Source organism: Luteibacter sp. RCC_6_2 (assembly GCF_041360655.1).
Lineage (GTDB): Bacteria > Pseudomonadota > Gammaproteobacteria > Xanthomonadales > Rhodanobacteraceae > Luteibacter.
This window is the reverse complement of the sequence record NZ_JBFUPQ010000001.1, coordinates 344,197-363,341: the sequence shown is the minus strand read 5'-3', so window position 1 is coordinate 363,341 and position 19,145 is coordinate 344,197. Positions and strand designations below refer to the sequence as shown.

Sequence of the window (19,145 nt, the reverse complement as noted above, 5' to 3'; positions counted from 1 at the left end):
GGCGATCCCGCGGCAGCGGGCCGGGTTACGGCAAGCACCCATCGCCGCTGAAGCGGCTCCCACCACAGCCTCGGCTCCCGCCAGAGCGATCAGTCGGCGTACTTCGCCGGTGCCGGATGCACCGTGCCGCATCGGGTGCAGGTGCGGGCTTCGATGGAGCGGTAGAACCTCTCGAACACCGGCGGGAAGTCGGTCTCGATGCTACCGAGCGGGAAGTACTGTTCGAACAGCTTATGGTTGCAGTTCTGGCAAAACCACATCAGGCCGTCTTTTTCTCCCTGCAGCCGCCGCCGCTCGATCACCAGCCCGATCGAATCGGGCATGCGCTGCGGCGAGTGCGGCACCTTCGGTGGCAGGTAGAACACTTCGCCCGCACGGATCGGGATGTCGCGCGCATGGCCGTCGTCCTGGACCTTCAACACCATCTCGCCCTCGAGTTGGTAGAAGAACTCCGGACCTTCATCGTAGTGATAATCCGTGCGCGCGTTGGGGCCGCCCACGATCATGATGATGAAATCGCCATCGACGATGCACTTGTTGCCGACCGGCGGCTTGAGCAGGGCGCGGTTGTCGTCGATCCAGCGCTGGAGGTCGATCGGGGGCAGGAGGCTCATCGCATGGCACGGGTGTGGAGTCGGGGAGATCATACTCCGCCGTGGGAGCCGCTGAAGCGGCTCCCACAGGTCAGGTGACTTCCACAGGATGTCCGGCCCTTTCGCGTTGCCTCGCCGTGTCGTACAACAGCAATCCCTCCCGAACGCATCGATACAGCATGTCGTCGTGGTACCACGACCGAGTCGCGACACCTGCGCTTCGTCCGCCACCGCAAGGTCGGCGGGAAGCGTCCGTGGTGATCGTGGGTGGAGGTTTCGCCGGGCTCAATACGGCCGTGGGATTGGCCGCGCGTGGGGTCCGCGACATCGTGTTGCTCGAAGCACAGTCGGTCGGCTACGGGGCATCGGGACGCAATGGCGGCTTCGTCTTCGCCGGTTATTCATTGGGCGAGCAGGCCTTGCTGGAGAAGACCGGAGCCGAACGCGCCAGGGCACTCTACCGGCGCACGGTGGATGCGGTCGATCTCATCCGCGAACGCATCGCCGCCTTGTCGATCGATTGCGAAGCGGTGGATGCCGGCGTCGTCTGGGCGAACTGGTTCCGTGATGGCGAGGTCTTGCGCTCGAGGCAGCGCCTGCTGGCGGAACGCTACGACGCGGATTGGCAGTGGATACCGGCCGATGCCATGCATGAGTTCGTCCGCAGCACGCGCTATCACGACGGGCTTTACGAGCGGAACGCGCTGCACATCGACCCGCTCGCCTATGCGCGAGGGTTGGCGCGCGCGGCGGAAAAAGCCGGTGTGGCGATTCACGAGGGTTCGAAGGTGCGCATGCTGGAGCGGCGTGGACCCCGCTGGATCTTGCGCGTGGGCGACGCGGAGATCGAGGCGCCGAACGTCGTCCTGGCGTGTGGCGGCTACCTGGCCGGACTGGACCGCCGCATCGATCGCGCGGTGCTGCCCATCGCCACCTACGTGATGGTGACCGAGCCGCTGGGCGAGCGTCTGGCCGAGTGCTTGCGCACGCGATCGGCCATCTACGACACGCGCTTCGCCTTCGACTACTACCGGCCGCTGGCGGACACCCGCCTGCTGTGGGGTGGACGCATCTCGATACGGGATCGCTCGCCGCGCGCCGTGCAGCGTTTGTTGAAGCGCGACATGGCGCGGGTCTTCCCGTCGTTGAAAGACGTACGCGTGGAGCAGGCCTGGTCGGGTTTGATGAGTTACGCTCGTCACGAGATGCCGCAGGTAGGCACGCACGGCAACGGGCTTTGGTATGCCCAGGCCTTCGGTGGACACGGACTCGCACCGACCTGTGCCGCGGGCGAGGCGCTGGCCGACGCGATCGCGTCGGGCGGATCGACGCTCGATGCCTATGCCGGCTTCGGGCTGGAACCGGTGCACCGGCCGTTCGGATACCTTGCCGCACAGGGTACGTACTGGAAACATGAGCTGCGCGACTGGTTCAAGTCACGACTGGAAGGATGAGATGAGCGAGGAAATCAGCTGGGCCGATTTCGAGAAGGTGATGCTGGTGGCGGGCACGATCGTGCGCGCCGAGGCCTTTCCGGAAGCACGCCGGCCCGCGTACAAGATATGGGTGGATTTCGGGCCTCACGGCGAGAAGAAGACCAGCGCCCAGGTGGCGGCGATCTACCAGCCGGAGGAACTGGTCGGGAAGCAGATCGTCGGCGTGATCAACTTCCCCGAGAAGCAGATCGGGCCGTTCCGTTCGCAATTCCTGTTGACAGGATTCCCCACGGACGAGGGCGTGGTGATCACCACCATCGAGCGCACGGTACCGAACGGGACGCGAATGGCCTGAGGGTCGCCGGATTTGCATGATCCTGGTGGGAGCCGGCTCCTCACCAAGGTGAGGGGGCTTCATCTCTCAGTCGGTGAGGGAAGCCCTGTTTCGCCTCGGCCCGGCTATCGCGTTGCGCTTTCCCGATCCAGCCAGACGACGATCCCCTGGGCGTTCAGGCGGATGTCGATCTGAAGGAGTTTCACGATGGCGTCCCGAGGTAACGTCACGCCCTGGCGGTGCGCACGGTCGACGTAGAGATCGGCGAAGTCCGTGGCGATACGCTGCTCGCGGTCGTCGGCCGAGGCATGCCGCCGGGCGATCGCCACCATGGCTTCGATCTGCTCGTGCAGGTCGTTGGCGAGCCGCGTCACCTCGGTGACGCGATCGAAATGGGTGAGGTACATCGCTTCCGGTTCGTAGCGCAGCATGCGTTCGATCGACGCGTGCGCAGCGTCGGGCTCGAACTGCACCGGCGAACTGGTGGGGATGATGAAGGCACCGCCGGGCGAATCCAGTTCGCGATAGGAAAGGCCGAAGATGTCGCCGGTGAAGAACGCATTCGCGCGTTCGTCGTGGATGGCGATGTGGTGGCGGGCGTGCCCGGGGGTGTCCAGGCAGAGCAGGGCGCGGCCGGCCAGGTCGACGACGAAACCGTCGTCCGCCTCGATCACGCGATCCTTGTCCACGGGAACGATCTGGCCGTAGTCACGGCGGACGGCGTCTTCGCCGTAGACGGCGTTGGCGCCTGCGATGAGGACCGAGGGATCGATCATGTGCCGTGCGCCGCGAGGATGCACGGCGAGCATGGCGTTGGGCAGGTGCCGCATGAGTTCGCCGGCGCCGCCGGCGTGGTCGAGATGGACGTGGGTGAGGATCACCCAGTCGATGTCGCGTGGCTCCAGGTCGGCGGCCGCGATGGCGTCGAGGAACCGCGGCAGCGAGTGCGTGGTGCCGCTGTCGATGAAGGCGCCCCGGCCGCGCTCCACCACGAGGTAGGAGGCGTCGAACGATGGCCGGCCAAAGCCGGTGTCGATGGTGTGGATGCCGTGCATGTGGCCAAGACTAATGCAGGGGCGGGGCCCTTGTGTTTGGGTTGTGTGTGGGAGCCGCCTCAGCGGCGAACAGGCCTTGACCCGGACTGGCCCGCTGCCGCGGGATCGCCGATGAATCGGCTCCCACAAGGGTTGGAGCGCCCGGTCAGAGCGCTTCGAAGATCCCCGCCGCGCCCATGCCGGTGCCGATGCACATGGTGACCATGCCGTACTTCTGCTTGCGGCGGCGCAGGCCGTGGATCAGCGTGGCGGCGCGGATGGCACCGGTGGCGCCCAGCGGATGGCCCAGCGCGATGGCGCCGCCGAGCGGATTCACCTTGGCCGGGTCGAGGCCGAGGTCGCGGATCACCGCCAGGGCCTGGGCCGCGAAGGCCTCGTTCAGTTCGATCCAGTCGAGCTGGTCTTGGGTGATGCCGGTCTGCTTCAACGCCTTCGGGATCGCTTCCTTCGGCCCGATGCCCATGATCTCCGGTGCCACGCCCGCGACCGAGAAGCCCACGAAACGTGCGAGCGGGGTCAGGCCATAGTCCTTGATCGCCTTCTCGCTGGCGATCAGCAGGGCGCCAGCGCCGTCGGACATCTGCGAGGAATTGCCCGCGGTGACCGAACCGCCGAACTGGCCGTTGCGGAAGACCGGGCGCAGCTTGCCGAGCACCTCCAGCGAGGTGTCCTTGCGCGGGCCTTCGTCGGTGTCGATGATCCGGCGATCCTCGCGGACGCTGTGGTTCTTCAGGTCCGGGTAGCGATCGTCGAGCTGGAACGGCGTGATCTCGTCCTTGAACTCGCCCGCGGCGATCGCCGCGAACGCGCGTTCGTGCGATTGCAGGGCGAAGCGGTCCTGGTCCTCGCGGCTGACCTTCCAGCGCTCGGCGACCTTCTCGGCCGTGATGCCCATGCCGAAGGCGATGGCGCGGTTCTCGTCGTTCTCGAAGATCGCGGGGTTCATCGCGATCTTGTGGCCCATCATCGGCACCATGCTCATCGACTCGGTGCCGCCGGCCAGCATGAGGTCCGCCTCACCGAGGCGAATGCGGTCCGCGGCCATGGCGATGGCCTGGACGCCGGACGAACAGAAACGGTTGATGGTGACGCCCGGCACCTGTTCGGGCAGGCCGGCCAGCAGCACGCCGATACGCGCCACGTTCATGCCTTGCTCGGCCTCCGGCATCGCGCAACCGATGACGGCATCGGCGATCAGGGCGGGATCGATGCCCGGCGCCTGCTCGATCACGGCGCGGATGACGTGCGCCAGCAGGTCGTCGGGACGGGTGTTGCGGAACACGCCGCGCGGCGCCTTGCCTACCGGGGTGCGGGTGGCGGCGACGATGTAGGCGTCTTGCACTTGCTTGCTCATGGGGTGGTTCCTTTAAGTGAGGAGGTCGGATGCGTAAGAGCGCGTGGCGCGTCAGTTACGCAGCGGCTTCCCCGTCGTCATCGTGTGCGCGATACGGGCCTGGGTCTTCTCGGTCTGCGCCAGCTCCACGAAGTGGCGGCGTTCCAGGGCGAGCAGCCACGCTTCATCGACCGGCGAGCCGCGTTCGATCTTTCCGCCCGACAGCGTGTCGGCGATCCGGCTGGCGATCTCGATATCGTGGGCGGAGGCGAAATAGCCTTCGGCCAGGTTCGCCAGCGAGGACTTGAACGTGGCGGTGGAAACGTCGCCCGCGGCAGGGATGGCGCGGGCGGGCAGCGGCGGACGGTAGCCCGATTCGGCCATCGCCCGGGCCTGTGCCTTGGCCACGTGGAGCAGTTCGTAGTTGTTGAAGACGACGATGTCGTCCTTGCGCAGCAAGCCCAGCGACTTGGCTTCCAGCGCGCTGGCGGAGACCTTCGCCATGGCCACCGTCTCGAACACCTTCTTCAGTGACTCGAACGGATCGTCCGGGTTTTCCTGCGCTGCGCGCACGGCCAGTTCCTTCAGGCCGCCGCCGGCGGGCAGCAGGCCCACGCCGGCCTCGACCAGGCCGATGTAGCTTTCCAGCGCCGCGACGGTGCGCGCCGAATGCATCTGGAATTCGCAACCACCGCCGAGGGCGAGGCCGCGCACGGCCGCCACCACGGGCACCAGCGAATACTTGATGCGCATGCTGGTGGCCTGGAAGTTCGCCACCATCGCCTCGAACTGGGCGAGCTTGCCCGCCTGCAGCAGGCCGAGCGCACCCTTGAGGTCCGCGCCGGCCGAGAACGGCTCGGACGGCTGCCAGAGCACCACGCCACGGAATTGCTGTTCGGCGAGGCCGATCGCATGCTGGATACCGTCGAGCACCTGGTCGTTGACCGTGTGCATCTTGGTCTTGAACGAGATCACGCCGATGTCGTCGCCCATATGCCACAGGCGCACGCCGTCGTTCTCCCAGACGGTGGTGCCCTGGTCGAACTTCTCGCCGAGGATCGGATCGGGGAAGGTTTGGCGCGCGTAGACCGGATGGCTCGAACGCGGCTTCTCGGCGTTGGCGCTGGCCGAGTAGGAGCCGGCCTTGCCGTGTACGCCGCTGCGGCCGTCGGTGACCCAGGCCGGCAGGGGAGCGCTGCTCATCGTCTTGCCCGCGGCGATGTCCTCGGCGATCCAACCGGCGATCTGCTGCCAGCCGGCGGACTGCCAGATCTCGAACGGGCCCAGCTTCCAGCCGTAACCCCAGCGGATGGCGAAATCGACGTCACGCGCGGTATCCGCGATGTCGGCAAGGTGGTAGGCGGTGTAGTGGAACAGGTCGCGGAAGACCGCCCACAGGAACTGCGCCTGCGGATCGGACGAGGCGCGCAGCTTCGCGAACTTCTCCGCAGGGTCCTTGATGGCGAGGATGGCGGCGACCTCGTCGGAGGCCTTCTGTTCGGATACACGGTAATCCTGCTTTTGCAGGTCGAGCACCTGGATGTCCTTGCCTGCCTTGCGATAGACGCCCGCACCGGTCTTCTGACCGAGCGCGCCCTTCTCGATCAGCGCCTTGAGCCACGCCGGAGGCTGGAAATACCGGTGCCACGGATCGTCCGGCAAGGTGTCGCTCATGGTCTTGACCACGTGCGCCAGGGTGTCCAGGCCGACGACGTCCGCGGTGCGGAAGGTGGCGCTCTTGGGGCGGCCGATGCCCGGGCCGGTCAGGGCGTCGACGGTATCGAAGCCCAGGCCGGACTTCTCCGTGTGGTGCATGGTGGACAGCATCGAGAACACGCCGATGCGGTTGCCGATGAAGTTGGGGGTGTCCTTGGCGTAGACCACGCCCTTGCCGAGCGTGGTCGTCAGGAAGGCTTCCAGGCCTTCGAGCACGCCCTTTTCGGTGAGGCGGGTCGGGATCAGCTCGACCAGGTGCATGTAGCGCGGCGGATTGAAGAAGTGCACGCCCGTGAAGCGGTGGCGCATTTCCTCAGGCAACGCCTCGGCGAGGCCGTTGATGGACAGGCCCGAGGTGTTGCTGGCCAGGACCGCCGTCTTCGATACGTGGGGGGCGATCTTCGTGTAGAGGTCGAGCTTCCAGTCCATCCGCTCGGCGATGGCCTCGATCACGAGGTCGACGTCGGCCAGCAGGGCGAGGTCTTCCTCGTAGTTGGCCGGAATGATCGCCGCCGCCAGGTTCTTGTCGGCCAGCGGCGCCGGCGAGAGCTTCGCCAGGTTGGCGATCGCCTTGATGGCGATGCCGCTCTTCGGACCTTCCTTCGCGGGCAGGTCGAACAGCACGGTCTCGACGTTGGCGTTCGTCAGGTGCGCGGCAATCTGCGCACCCATGACGCCGGCGCCGAGAACCGCGGCCTTGCGAATGCGTAACGGTGTTGCGGTCATGGTGATCTCCGATAGCTCAAGAATCGTTCCCCGGTCAGCGGTTGGCCGGGGAATTCGAAACGGATGGGTTGCGCAGGCCGGCGGCGGCGAAGCGGATCAGGTGTTCGGCGGCGGTTTCGCGATGGTCGCGCTCGGCGACGTCGCTCTTGCGCTGGATGATGCCGAAGTCGGCCATGGCGTAAGTGAGGGCGCCGGTGACGATGTCCAGGCGCCAATAGATCTCTTCCTTGGCCAGGCCGGGAAGCAGGCGGCCGAACTCCCCGGCGAACTGGCGCAACACGTGGCCATAGTTTTCCGAGAGGAAGCGGCGCAGGGTCTCGTTGTGTTCGGCATAGGCCCGGGCCAGGACGCGGACGAAGGCCGCCCCGCCGCCATCGACGCGGGAGAGGTCGAGCGCGGGCCGGATATAGGCGTCGAGGACGTCCTCCAGGCGGGTGTCCTCCTTGCCGGCCACCTTGCCCAGGGCCGCCAGGCGGCGGCTGTTGAGTTCGTCCAGGCGGCGCCGGAACACCTCCTCGATCAGCTTGTCCTTGGAGCCGAAGTGGTAGTTCACCGCCGCCAGGTTGACCCGGGCCGCGGCCGTGACCTGGCGCAACGAGGCTCCGGCGAAGCCATGGGTGGCGAAGAGGGCCTCGGCGGCACCGAGAATCCGCTCTTTCGTGCTGCGTTCGCGGGAGGCGTAGGGTGCGCTCGTCATGTCGGCGGACTCCGCAGGCGGGTGGTTTGAATCAAACGATCGTTTGAGAGTACGCCCGCCCGGCCGCGTGGGTCAATCTGCGACCGCACATGCCTGCAAATGACTTGCGATTGAGCTAGAATCTGTCAAGATTTCGTGAGCTAAGTCAGTCATTCCGGACGGCTTTGGCCCCAAACGTTCACCGGGCGTCCGCACGGACCCTGGCAGATTTTCCTGTCCTTTTTCCATTTCCCGGAGCACCCGTATGGCGCTGGAGCGCACCCTTTCGATCATCAAGCCGGATGCCGTCAAGAAAAACGTCATCGGTGAAATCCTTGCCCGCTTCGAGAAGGCCGGCCTCAAGATCGTCGGCGCGAAGATGAAGCAGCTGACCCGCGAAGAAGCCGAAGGTTTCTATGCGGTGCACAAGGAGCGTCCGTTCTTCAAGGCGCTGGTCGAGTTCATGATCTCCGGCCCGGTAATGATCCAGGTGCTGGAAGGCGAGGGCGCCGTCCTCAAGAACCGCGACCTCATGGGTGCCACCAACCCGAAGGAAGCCGCCGCCGGCACCATCCGCGCCGACTTCGCCGATTCGATCGACGCCAACGCCGTGCACGGTTCGGATTCCGCCGAGAACGCCGCGATCGAGATCAAGTTCTTCTTCAACGACTCGGACGTCGTTTCGCACTGAGTGACGCCGTGAATACGCCCGCCGAAAAGGTCAACCTGCTCGACTTCGATCGCAAGGGTCTGCGCGAGTTCTTCGCCCAGATCGGCGAGAAGCCGTATCGCGCCGAGCAGGTCATGAAGTGGATCTACCACCGTCTCGAAAGCGATTTCGAGAACATGACCGACGTCGGCAAGGCACTTCGCGAAAAGCTCAGCGCCACCTGCTACATCGGGCCGCCGACGACCGTGTTCGAGAAGGCCGCGGTCGACGGCACCCACAAGTGGCTGCTCGGCATGGATGGCGGCAACGCCATCGAGACCGTGTACATCCCCGAGCCGACCCGGGGCACGCTGTGCGTGTCCTCCCAGGTCGGCTGCGCCCTGAACTGCCAGTTCTGCTCCACGGCCACCCAGGGCTTCTCGCGCAACCTGTCCACGGCCGAGATCATCGGCCAGGTATGGGTCGCGGCCAAGCACCTGGGCAACGTGCCACACCAGCAGCGCCGCATCACCAACGTGGTGATGATGGGCATGGGCGAGCCGCTGCTGAACTTCGACAACGTGGTCAAGGCGATGAGCCTGATGCGCGACGACCTCGGCTTCGGCCTGGCCAGCAAGCGCGTCACCCTGTCCACCGCCGGCCTCGTGCCGATGATCGACAAGCTCTCGGCCGAGAGCGACGTCTCGCTCGCCGTGTCGCTGCACGCGGCCAACGACGAACTGCGCACCGAGCTGGTGCCGTTGAACAAGCGCTACCCGCTGGCCGAGTTGATGGGCGCCTGCGAGCGTTACATCAACCGCGCGCCACGTACGTCGATCACCTTCGAATACACCCTGATGAAGGGTGTGAACGACCAGCCGGAACATGCCCGGCAGCTGGTCAAGTTCATGCGCCGGCTTCCCGGCGCGAACAAGGTCAACCTGATTCCGTTCAATCCGTTCCCCGGTACGCGCTTCGAGCGTTCGGGGCAGGAAGAGATCCGCGCCTTCCAGACCCAGCTGCTCAATGCCGGCGTGCTGACGATGCTCCGCCGCACCCGTGGCGACGACATCGACGCCGCCTGCGGCCAGTTGAAGGGGCAAGTGGTGGATCGCACCCGCCGTCAGGCGGAATTCCGCAAGAAACTCGCAGAGGGAGTGGTGAATGCGGCTTGAGCGGTGGGGGATGCTGGCGGCGCTCGCGTTCGCGTGTGCCGGCTGCGTGGGCGACGGCACGGGGTTGAAACCCTCGACGGCCGCCGATGACCGTGCCAAGGGCGCCGAGGTCCACACCGAGCTCGGCCAGCGCTACATGCAGAACGGCGACCTCAAGGGCGCCATGGAGAAATTGCAGAAGGCGCTCCAGTTCGACCCGAAATACGTTCCGGCGCATACGGTGATCGCCGTTCTCTACGAGCGCATCAACGATCCCGTCAACGCCGAACTGCACTATCGCAAGGCCGTCGAGTTCGATCCGAAGAAGGGCTCGGTGAACAACAACCTCGCCGTCTTCCTGTGCAAGCAGAATCATCCGGCGGAAGCGAAGACGTTCTTCGATCGCGCCCTGGCCGACCCGTTCTACGAGACGCCGGACCTCGCCTTGGCCAATGCAGGGACCTGCCTGCTGCAATCGCAGGATTACGACGCGGCCGAGGGTTATTTCCGCAAGGCCGTCCAGCGCAACCCGAATAACGCGGATGCCCTGTATCAGATGGCTCACGTGTTGTACCTTAAGAACGATGCATTCAGGGCCCGCGCCTTCCTGCAACGCTACGAGGCGTTGGGAAACCCGAGTCCGGAGTCGTTGAAGCTCGGTCACGATATCGAGCTCCGTCTGGGCAACGGGGAGGGTGCCCAGGACTACGCCAAGCGCTTGCGTGAAAAGTTCCCGGATTCGGAACCCGCGCGCGCACTCGAAGCCACCGCACGTCAATGACCACAGTATCTTCGAATTCTTCCGGTCGGGACGGACGCGAACAGGATTTGTTCGCCGGACTCGAGCCGAACGCAGACAGGGAGCAAAGCATGGACCCCCAGCTCGAAGCGGTTAGCGAAGACGGCGGTCGCGTACTGATCGACCATTCGTCCGGTAGCACCGGCGGTTTTGGCGCGCGTCTACGCGCGGCACGCGAGGCACGCGGCTACAGCATCGAGGCCTGTGGGCAGGCCCTGCGCCTGCCGACGCGCCTGCTGCGCCAGCTGGAAGCGGGCGAGTACGGCGGCATCGACTACCAGGTCTACCTCGCCGGTTACCTCTCCAAGTACGGCCGTCACGTCGGTGTCGACGAGGAGGCCATCCAGGCCGAACTCGCGCGCTTGACGCCGCGCCAGCCCGACCTCGTGGTCACGGGCGGCGTGTCCCATTCGCGTTACCTGCTCGAACGCTATGTCACGGCGGCCACCTATGTGGTCCTGACCGCGGTCATCGTCGTGCCGATGATCTGGTTGGGCGTGCGTGGCACGCTCGATCGCGACATGGCACGCCTCGCGCCGCTCGATGCGGCGCCCGTGGCCCAGCAGGATGCTCCCGCAAGCTCGTCGTCGAGCGCGGTCGCCACCGCGGCGACCAGCGACAACAAGCCGGCTCCGGCGACCGAGCAACACGCCGAGGACCAGCAGCCGCTGCTCGCCTCGATGGCGATGTTCCCGCCGCTGGATCACACCACCAAGGCGCCGTTGGCCACCACGGCGGCGACGCCCGAGGCCGGCGGCGGGCAGGGTGGTCATAGCCTGACCCTGAACCTGCCTTCGGCCAGCTGGGTGGAAGTGACCGCCGCCGACGGTTCGCGGCTCGAGTACGGCATCCTGCCGGCGGGCACGCAGAAGTCCTACCGCAGCGATACCCCGCTGGACGTCCGCATCGGCAATGCCAGTGGCGCCCAGGTGGCCGTCGACGGCCAGCCCGTGCAGCTCGACGGCTTCCGCCGCGCCAACGTGGCGCGGTTCCGCGTCGACATCCGCGACGGCAAGGCTGCGCCGGTCGCGTTCTGACCCTCCCCGGCACGCCGCGCGATCGTCGCGCGGCGCCGCCCGCCCGTGCTTTTCGGGTATCCTTGCCTATTGATCCGCGCCGCCCATCGCCGATGGCCGGTCGCGGGCTCGTTCCCTCCTTGGTTTTGCTGCGCGGAGCGCAGTGGGTGATTGCATGGCATTCGACGTATACGACGATTACGAACAAGGCGAACGCGTCCAGCAGTGGCTGCGCAAGAACGGCGTTTCCATCGCCGTCGGCATCGTCCTCGGCCTCGTGCTGATCTTCGGCTGGCAGCAGTGGAAATCGCATCGCGCGAATCACGAGCAGGCCGCCGCCACGGAATACTCGGCCTTGCAGGTCGCGGTGGCGCAGAACCGCGCCAACGAGATCGACATGCGTACCGAAACCCTGCTCAAGGATTATTCGGACACGGCCTGGTCCGTGTTCGCCGCCGGCGAGCGCGCACAGCGCAACGTCCTGGCGGGTCAGCTCGACAAGGCCGCCGGTGACCTCGAGTGGGCCCGGGCGCACGCCAAGGACGATTCCCTGAAGACCCTCGTCGAGCTTCGCGCGGCTCAGTTGAAGTACGCGCAGGGCAAGCCGCAGGAAGCCATCGCCGCGCTCGACGCGATCAAGGGCGCCTCGTTCGTTGCGCTCGCGCAGGAACTCCGCGGCGATGCGCTGGTCAAGCTGGGACGCCCGGACGACGCACGCAAGGCCTATCAGGCGGCGATCGCCGCGATGGGCGACAGCGCACCGCAACGCGGTGTGGTTCAAACCAAACTCGATGATCTGGCCGTGGCCGGGAAGCAGGGTGCATGAAACGTTTCTGGGCAATCGCGTTGACTTCGTCGCTGGCCGTGCTGGCCGGCTGCCATTCGTTCAAGAAGGAAAACGTCGAACCGCCGACCCCGCTCGACAAGAAGTTCGAGCCCTCGCTCAAGGTCGAGCGCCTGTGGAAGTCCAGCATCGGTGATGGCGCGGCGGAATCCGGCGTGCGCATGCGCCCGACGGTCGCCGATGGCGTGCTGTATGCCGCCAGCACCGACGGCAAGATCGCCGCTTTCGATGCCGCCTCCGGCAAGAAGCTGTGGTCCAAGAGCACCCGCCAGCACGGCTGGTTCGGTTGGGGCGATGCCAAGCGTGAAGACGCCCGCTTCTCGGGTGGTCCGGGCGCCGCGGGCGATCTCGTCGCCATCGGTACGCTCGACGGTCACCTGTACGGCATCAACGCGAAGGATGGCGAGCGCCGCTGGGCCGCCGAGGTCTCGTCCGAAGTCATCACCGCGCCGGTCATCGTCGGCGATCTCGTCGTGGTCCGCTGCAACGACGGTCGCGTGTACGGTATCGACGCCAAGAGCGGCGAGCGCCGCTGGGTCTACGACCAGTCGCAGGTGCCGCTGCTCAGCCTGCGTGGCAATGGCCGCCTGCTGGTCGCCAACGGCGTGGTCTTCATGGGCAGCGACGCCGGCAAGCTCGTCGCCGTCCGCCTCGACAATGGCGAGAAGCTCTGGGAACAGACCCTCGCCAGCGGCGAAGGCCGTACCGAAATCGACCGCCTGGCCGATGCCGACGGCGCGCTCGTCCTCGATGGCAGCACGCTCTACGGTGCGGCCTACCATGGCCAGCTCACCAGCATCGACGGCCCCAGCGGTCGTCCGCTGTGGAACCACGCCTTCTCGACGTTCACGTCGCTGGACGTGCACGGTAATTCGATCTACGGCGTGGACGACCAGTCGCAAGTGTTCGCCTTCGACAAGTCGGGCGGCGCCAACGTCTGGAAGCAGGATGGCCTGAAGTACCGCTGGCTCACGGGCCCGGCGGCGCAGGGCAACTACGTGGTGGTCGGCGACCTCGACGGTCATATCCACTGGCTCAATGGCAGCGACGGCAAGATCGTCGCCCGCGAGCGTCTCTCCAAGAAAGCCATTCGTGCCCAGCCCCTCGTGGTGGGTGACACCGTGTACGTCGAAGATGTCGAGGGCCATATCGGCGCCTACCGCATCCCGGCGAACTGATCCACAGGATAGATGTATCTCCCATGCTACCCGTCGTCGCCCTGGTCGGCCGCCCCAATGTCGGTAAGTCGACCCTCTTCAATGCGCTGACGCGTAGCAGGGACGCCCTCGTCGCCGATATGCCCGGCGTCACCCGCGACAGGCACTACGGTGTCTGTCGCCTCGGCCCGCGACCCTTCGTGGTCGTGGACACGGGTGGCCTGTCGGGCAACGACGAAGGTATCGAAGGCCTCACCGCCTTGCAGGTTCGCGCGGCGATCGCCGAAGCGAACCTGCTCGTCTTCGTCGTCGACGCGCGCGACGGCATCCTGCCGTTGGATGCCGCGATCCTCAACGAGCTGCGCCGCAGCGGCAAGCCCGTCATGGTCGTGGTCAACAAGACCGACGGTGTCGACGAGACGCTGGCGCTCGGCGAGTTCGCCTCGTTCGGTATCGCCGACACGCTGCCGATGTCGGCTGCCCATAATCGTGGCGTCGATACGCTGGTCGCGAAAGCGCTGCCGTACCTGCCGGACGACCGCGAGGACGATCCGGGTCTGGAAGACCAGGGTATCCGTGTCGCCATCGTCGGCCGGCCGAACGCCGGCAAGTCCACCCTCATCAACCGCCTGCTGGGTGAAGACCGCCTCATCGTCTCCGACGTCGCCGGCACCACGCGCGACCCGATCCGCGTGTCGCTGGAACGGGATGGCCGCCGCTATACGCTCATCGACACCGCCGGCGTCCGGCGCCGGGCACGCGTCGAGGAAGCGGTAGAGAAATTCAGCGTTATCAAGACGCTACAATCCATTTCTGCGTCGCAAGTCACCATCGTGATGATCGACGCGCGCGAGAACCTGGCCGACCAGGACCTCACGCTGATCGGCCACGCCATCGAGGAAGGCCGCGCGCTGGTCATCGCCGTCAACAAGTGGGACGGCATGGACAGCTATCAGCGCGAGCAAACCCAGAAGGCACTGGAACGGCGCCTGCAGTTCGCCGAATGGGCGAAGACGGTGTTCATTTCCGCGCTGCATGGTTCCGGCTTGCGCGAGCTGATGAAGGCGGTCATCCGAGCCCACGCCGCCGCGACCAAGGAACTCACCTCCAGTGAGCTGACCCGTACGCTCGAGAAGGCCTACGAGGCCTACCAGCCACCGTTGGTGCGCGGTCACGCCCCGAAGCTGCGCTATGCGCACCCGGGCGGCTCCAATCCGCCGACGATCGTGATCCACGGCAGCCGCACCAAGCACATCGCGCCGGCGTATCGTCGCTACCTGGAAGGCTTCTTCCGCAAGCGGTTCCGCCTGGAAGGCACGCCGGTGCGGATCGATTTCCGCGATGGCGAGAATCCCTTCGCCGGCAAGAAGAACGTCCTGACGGATGGCCAGCAGCGCCGCCGCCAGCGCATGATCCGTAACGCGAAGCGACGCGAGAAATAAGCGTCGCCCCGTCGAGGAGCCTCGCATGACCGAAGACCTCAACCGCGACCGATGGCTGGCCGAACTGCGTTCGCGGGTTGCCGAGGTCTCTGCCACCGAGGCACTGGCCCGGCAACTTGGTGGTGCCTTGCTCGTCGACGTTCGCGAAGACAATGAGCGTGCCACGGGGACGCCTTCGGGTGCGCTGGGGTTGTCCCGCGGTTTCCTTGAATTGCGCATTGAACAAAGCGAGCCCGACCGGCAGCGCGAGATCCTCGTGCTCTGCGGCAGTGGCCAGCGTTCCTTGCTCGGGGCCGAAGCACTGCAACGGATGGGTTACCGCAGGGTGTCCTCCATCGCCGGTGGAATGGGCGCATGGAAGGCCGCGGGCCTGCCGGTCAGTGCGGGCGCGCTGGATACGGACGCCGCCGAGCGTTACGCGCGACAGGTGCTCTTGCCGCAGATTGGCGAGGCGGGCCAGGCGCGGCTCGGTGAAGCGCGCATCCTGTTGCTCGGCGCGGGTGGTCTCGGATCGCCGGCCTTGCTCTATCTGGCGGCGGCAGGCGTGGGCCATGTCACCGTCGTCGACGACGATCGCGTCGAACGCTCCAACCTGCATCGACAGGTCGTCCATGCCGATGGCCGGGTCGGCATGGGCAAGGCCGAGTCGGCCCGCATGACGGTGGCCGCGCTCAACCCACGCGTGCGCGTGGAGGCGGTCGTCGATCGCCTGCGGGCGGACAACGTCGAAGACCTGATCCGCGGCCACGACGTGGTGATCGATGGCGCCGACAACTTCGCCACGCGCTATCTGCTGGCGGCGGCCACGCGACGGTTGGGTATCCCCATGGTCTACGCCGCCATCGAGCGGTTCACCGGCCAGGCCAGCGTCTTCGACCCACGCCGCGACGATTCGCCGTGCTATCGCTGCCTGTTCCCCGAGCCGCCCTCGGCGGCGGATGCGCCGAACTGTAGCGAGGCAGGTGTGCTCGGTGTGCTCCCGGGATTGGTGGGCCTGGTCCAGGCCACCGAGGCGATGAAGCTGGTCCTCGGCATCGGGCAGACGCTGGTCGGACGGTTGCTCACCTACGACGCGCTCGGCATGCGCTTCCGCGAACTCAGGTTGCGACGCGATCCGGATTGCCCGGGCTGCGGAGCAGGGGCTCGTTTCGAGGCATACGTGGATCTAGAGCGGATGTGCGCTTCCGCCGGCTGAGGCTTCCGCGAGATCCTCTGCGATCACCGAATACATCGCAGCGTCGACAGAAGTCCCTTTTACGACTAGGCGCTTACGTAGCATTCCTTCGAAAGTACCTCCAAGCCGTTCAGCCGTTTTCCGGCTCGGTAGGTTATCCCAGGCCGCCACGATCTCCAGCCGCGCCACCCCGACCGTCTCGAAGGCGAAGCGGATCGCCAGTCGTCCGGCTCGTGTCGCGATCCCGCGCCCCTGCATCGACTCGCGCACCCAATACCCCAGGTTCGCGAAGCGCTGCTCGCGGTTGCGCTGGTTCACGCCCATGCCGCCGAGGATGACCTCGGTATGCGCGTCGACGATCAGCATCTCGTAGCCGTCGCCGAGCAACCAGTCCTTGCGGCACGCAGCCATCCACGTCTCGGCGTCGGCCGTGCCGTAGCCCTCATGGCACCAGTCCTGCCAGCGGCCCACGGTGGCCACGGATTCACGCACGGCGGCGGCGAGCGCCTCTGCGTCCGTCGATCTATGTGCACGCAGCGACACGACGCCATCGCCGAGATCGTGCGGATAGGGAAGGGTATCGATGGTCACGCTCGCATTGTATCGGCGATAATGCCCCGTTTTCGCAGGGCGACCCTCCCATGACCGCACGCATCCTCGATGGCAAGCGCATCGCCCAGGAACTCCTCGAGCACATCGGCCGCCGTGTCGCCAAGCGTGTGGCCGAGGGTCGTCGCGCACCAGGCCTCGCCGTCGTGCTGGTCGGCGACGACCCGGCGTCCTCCGTCTACGTGAAGAACAAACGCCGCGCCTGCCAGCAGGTGGGCTTCGAGTCGTTCGGCTACGACCTGCCGGCCACCACGACGCAGGACGAACTCTTCGCGTTGATCGACACGCTCAATGCCGATCCCGCCGTGCACGGCATCCTCGTGCAGTCGCCGCTGCCCGAACACATCGACGAGGATGCGCTGGTCGATCGCATCGACCCGGGCAAGGACGTGGACGGCTTCCAGGCCGTGAACGTAGGCCGCCTCGCGCTGCGCCGCTTCGGCCTGCGGCCGTGCACGCCGAAGGGCGTGATGACCCTGCTCGGTCATACCGACCGCCCCGTACGCGGCAGGCACGCGGTGATCGTCGGGGTATCCAACCATGTCGGCCGGCCTCTGGCACTTGAGCTGCTTATTGCAGGTAGTACAGTGACTTGCTGCCACAAGTTCACGCAGGATCTAGCTGGCTTCGTGGCCCAGGCGGACATCCTGGTCGTCGCCGCCGGTAAGCCGGGCCTGGTCAAGGGCGAATGGATCAAGCCGGGGGCGGTGGTCGTGGACGTCGGCATCAACCGCCTGGAAGACGGGCGTCTGGTCGGTGACGTGGAGTTCGCGCCTGCCGCGGAGCGTGCCTCGTGGATCACGCCCGTGCCGGGCGGCGTCGGTCCGATGACGGTGGCGACGCTGATGGAAAACACACTCGAAGCCGCCGAGGCCATCGACGCCTGAGTCCGTCGGCGGCTGTCACTTTGTTGCAACGCACGGTATAATGCCGCGATTTACTCGCGGGACTAATGCTATGCGCATCCTTGCCGAGGCACTCACTTACGACGACGTGTTTCTGGTTCCCGGTCACTCCACGGTCATGCCGCGCGATGTGGACACCTCGACGCGCTTCACGCGCGGTCTCCGCCTGAACATCCCCATCGTGTCCGCCGCCATGGACACCGTCACCGAGGCCCGCCTCGCCATCACCATGGCGCAGAACGGCGGCATCGGCATCATCCACAAGAACATGACCCCGGCCCAGCAGGCCGCCGAAGTGCGCCTGGTGAAGAAGTTCGAAGCGGGCGTCATCCGCAGCCCGATCACCGTCCGCCCGGATACCTCGATCGGCGAGGTCATGGCGCTCACCCGCGCGCACAACATCTCCGGTGTGCCCGTGGTCGACGGCGAGAAGCTCGTCGGCATCGTCACCAGCCGCGACCTGCGCTTCGAGCGCAAGCACGACGATCCGGTCCGTAACATCATGACCCGGGAAGACCGCCTGGTCACCGTCAAGGAAGGCGCTTCCCACGACGAAGTGCTGGAACTGCTGCACCGCAACCGCATCGAGAAGGTGCTCGTCGTCAACGACGGCTTCCAGCTCCGCGGCCTGATCACGGTGAAGGACATCCAGAAGGCCCGCGACAACCCGAACGCCGCCAAGGACTCGCACGAGCGCCTGGTCGTCGGCGCCGCGGTCGGCGTGGGCGGCGACACCGAGCAGCGTATCGAAGCGCTGGTCGAGGCCGGCGTCGACGTGATCGTGGTCGACACCGCGCATGGCCATTCGCAAGCCGTGATCGATCGCGCTGGCTGGGTCAAGAAGCGCTATCCGCAGGTCCAGGTCATCGCCGGCAACATCGTCACGGGCGAGGCGGCGCGCGCGCTGCTCGACGCCGGTGCCGACGCGGTGAAGGTCGGCGTGGGCCCCGGTTCCATCTGCACCACCCGCATCGTCACCGGCATCGGCGTGCCGCAGATCACCTCGATCGACCTCGTCGCCACCGCGCTGAAGGGCGAGATCCCGCTCATCGCCGACGGCGGCATCCGTTACTCGGGCGACATTCCCAAGGCGCTGGCCGCCGGCGCGTCCTCGGTGATGCTCGGTTCCATGTTCGCCGGTACCGAAGAAGCCCCGGGCGAAGTCGAGCTGTTCCAGGGCCGTTCGTACAAGAGCTACCGCGGCATGGGCTCCATCGGCGCGATGCAGCTCGGCTCGAAGGACCGCTACTTCCAGGACGAGGCCGACGCCGACAAGCTGGTGCCGGAAGGCATCGAAGGCCGTGTCCCGTACCGCGGTCCGCTGCGCAACATCATCCACCAGATGATGGGCGGCCTGCGTGCTTCCATGGGTTACATGGGCGCGGCCAACATCGAGGAAATCCACCAGAAGGCCCAGTTCGTGAAGGTGACCGGTGCCGGCGTGCGCGAAGCGCATCCGCACGATATCCAGATCACGAAGGAAGCGCCCAACTACCGCCTGGACTGACGCCTCCGGGCGCTTCGCTC

The 19,145-nt window shown here is 66.3% G+C and carries 18 protein-coding genes; 12 read left to right on the top strand and 6 right to left on the bottom strand.

Features of this window, described 5'->3' with window-relative positions:
- Positions 1 to 89: 89 nt before the first annotated feature.
- Positions 90 to 614: a 3-hydroxyanthranilate 3,4-dioxygenase gene (locus AB6730_RS01565; protein WP_371021909.1), complete on the bottom strand. Its 525-nt coding sequence runs from the start codon at positions 612 to 614 to the stop codon at positions 90 to 92.
- Positions 615 to 847: 233 nt separating this feature from the next.
- Between AB6730_RS01565 and AB6730_RS01560 the strand changes: the two genes are divergently transcribed.
- Positions 848 to 2,047, top strand: coding sequence for an NAD(P)/FAD-dependent oxidoreductase (locus tag AB6730_RS01560; RefSeq protein WP_371021908.1), 1,200 nt, complete (start codon positions 848 to 850; stop codon positions 2,045 to 2,047).
- A 1-nt stretch (position 2,048) separates the two neighbouring features.
- Positions 2,049 to 2,384 (top strand): tRNA-binding protein, encoded by a 336-nt coding sequence (locus AB6730_RS01555; protein WP_371021907.1) that lies wholly within the window; start codon positions 2,049 to 2,051, stop codon positions 2,382 to 2,384.
- A gap of 104 nt (positions 2,385 to 2,488) precedes the next feature.
- Here AB6730_RS01555 and AB6730_RS01550 read toward each other — a convergent pair whose 3' ends face one another.
- From AB6730_RS01550 to AB6730_RS01535, 4 genes are all read right to left on the bottom strand, one after another.
- Entirely contained in the window at positions 2,489 to 3,418 is a 930-nt protein-coding gene (locus tag AB6730_RS01550) for an MBL fold metallo-hydrolase (protein WP_371021906.1), read from the bottom strand.
- Between the two features lie 145 nt (positions 3,419 to 3,563).
- On the bottom strand, positions 3,564 to 4,772 hold the full coding sequence (locus AB6730_RS01545; protein WP_371021905.1) for an acetyl-CoA C-acyltransferase: 1,209 nt from the start codon (positions 4,770 to 4,772) through the stop codon (positions 3,564 to 3,566).
- A gap of 51 nt (positions 4,773 to 4,823) precedes the next feature.
- Positions 4,824 to 7,193: a 3-hydroxyacyl-CoA dehydrogenase/enoyl-CoA hydratase family protein gene (locus tag AB6730_RS01540; protein WP_371021904.1), complete on the bottom strand. Its 2,370-nt coding sequence runs from the start codon at positions 7,191 to 7,193 to the stop codon at positions 4,824 to 4,826.
- Positions 7,194 to 7,227: 34 nt separating this feature from the next.
- Complete coding sequence (locus AB6730_RS01535; RefSeq protein ID WP_371021903.1) at positions 7,228 to 7,890, bottom strand: TetR/AcrR family transcriptional regulator; 663 nt, start codon at positions 7,888 to 7,890, stop codon at positions 7,228 to 7,230.
- Between the two features lie 244 nt (positions 7,891 to 8,134).
- On the opposite strand from AB6730_RS01535, the gene ndk reads away from it, so the two are divergent.
- The 8 genes from ndk (at position 8,135) to moeB (ending at position 16,125) form a co-directional block, all read left to right on the top strand.
- A complete protein-coding gene (ndk, locus tag AB6730_RS01530) occupies positions 8,135 to 8,560 on the top strand; it encodes a nucleoside-diphosphate kinase (protein WP_306846747.1) in 426 nt (141 codons plus the stop codon).
- 8 nt (positions 8,561 to 8,568) lie between these two features.
- Positions 8,569 to 9,693: a 23S rRNA (adenine(2503)-C(2))-methyltransferase RlmN gene (rlmN, locus tag AB6730_RS01525; RefSeq protein WP_371021902.1), complete on the top strand. Its 1,125-nt coding sequence runs from the start codon at positions 8,569 to 8,571 to the stop codon at positions 9,691 to 9,693.
- Positions 9,683 to 10,453 carry a type IV pilus biogenesis/stability protein PilW gene (gene pilW / locus AB6730_RS01520; RefSeq protein WP_371021901.1) on the top strand — a complete coding sequence of 257 codons (771 nt, stop codon included), beginning with the start codon at positions 9,683 to 9,685 and terminating at the stop codon, positions 10,451 to 10,453. The genes rlmN and pilW overlap by 11 nt, the downstream gene beginning before the upstream one ends.
- Positions 10,454 to 10,542: 89 nt before the next feature.
- A complete protein-coding gene (locus AB6730_RS01515) occupies positions 10,543 to 11,508 on the top strand; it encodes a helix-turn-helix domain-containing protein (RefSeq protein ID WP_371021900.1) in 966 nt (321 codons plus the stop codon).
- Positions 11,509 to 11,662: 154 nt separating this feature from the next.
- On the top strand, positions 11,663 to 12,313 hold the full coding sequence (locus AB6730_RS01510; RefSeq protein ID WP_371021899.1) for a YfgM family protein: 651 nt from the start codon (positions 11,663 to 11,665) through the stop codon (positions 12,311 to 12,313).
- Positions 12,310 to 13,509 carry an outer membrane protein assembly factor BamB gene (gene bamB / locus AB6730_RS01505; protein ID WP_371021898.1) on the top strand — a complete coding sequence of 400 codons (1,200 nt, stop codon included), beginning with the start codon at positions 12,310 to 12,312 and terminating at the stop codon, positions 13,507 to 13,509. The genes AB6730_RS01510 and bamB overlap by 4 nt, the downstream gene beginning before the upstream one ends.
- 23 nt (positions 13,510 to 13,532) lie before the next feature.
- Positions 13,533 to 14,930, top strand: a complete 1,398-nt coding sequence (der, locus tag AB6730_RS01500; RefSeq protein WP_371021897.1) for a ribosome biogenesis GTPase Der — start codon at positions 13,533 to 13,535, stop codon at positions 14,928 to 14,930.
- 25 nt (positions 14,931 to 14,955) lie between these two features.
- A complete protein-coding gene (gene moeB / locus AB6730_RS01495) occupies positions 14,956 to 16,125 on the top strand; it encodes a molybdopterin-synthase adenylyltransferase MoeB (RefSeq protein ID WP_371021896.1) in 1,170 nt (389 codons plus the stop codon).
- Here moeB and AB6730_RS01490 read toward each other — a convergent pair.
- Positions 16,096 to 16,695: a GNAT family N-acetyltransferase gene (locus AB6730_RS01490; RefSeq protein ID WP_371021895.1), complete on the bottom strand. Its 600-nt coding sequence runs from the start codon at positions 16,693 to 16,695 to the stop codon at positions 16,096 to 16,098. The genes moeB and AB6730_RS01490 overlap by 30 nt on opposite strands.
- Before the next feature lie 50 nt (positions 16,696 to 16,745).
- On the opposite strand from AB6730_RS01490, the gene folD reads away from it, so the two are divergent.
- A complete protein-coding gene (gene folD, locus AB6730_RS01485) occupies positions 16,746 to 17,600 on the top strand; it encodes a bifunctional methylenetetrahydrofolate dehydrogenase/methenyltetrahydrofolate cyclohydrolase FolD (protein WP_306846756.1) in 855 nt (284 codons plus the stop codon).
- A gap of 70 nt (positions 17,601 to 17,670) precedes the next feature.
- On the top strand, positions 17,671 to 19,125 hold the full coding sequence (gene guaB, locus AB6730_RS01480) for an IMP dehydrogenase (RefSeq protein WP_306846757.1): 1,455 nt from the start codon (positions 17,671 to 17,673) through the stop codon (positions 19,123 to 19,125).
- Positions 19,126 to 19,145 lie beyond the last annotated feature (20 nt).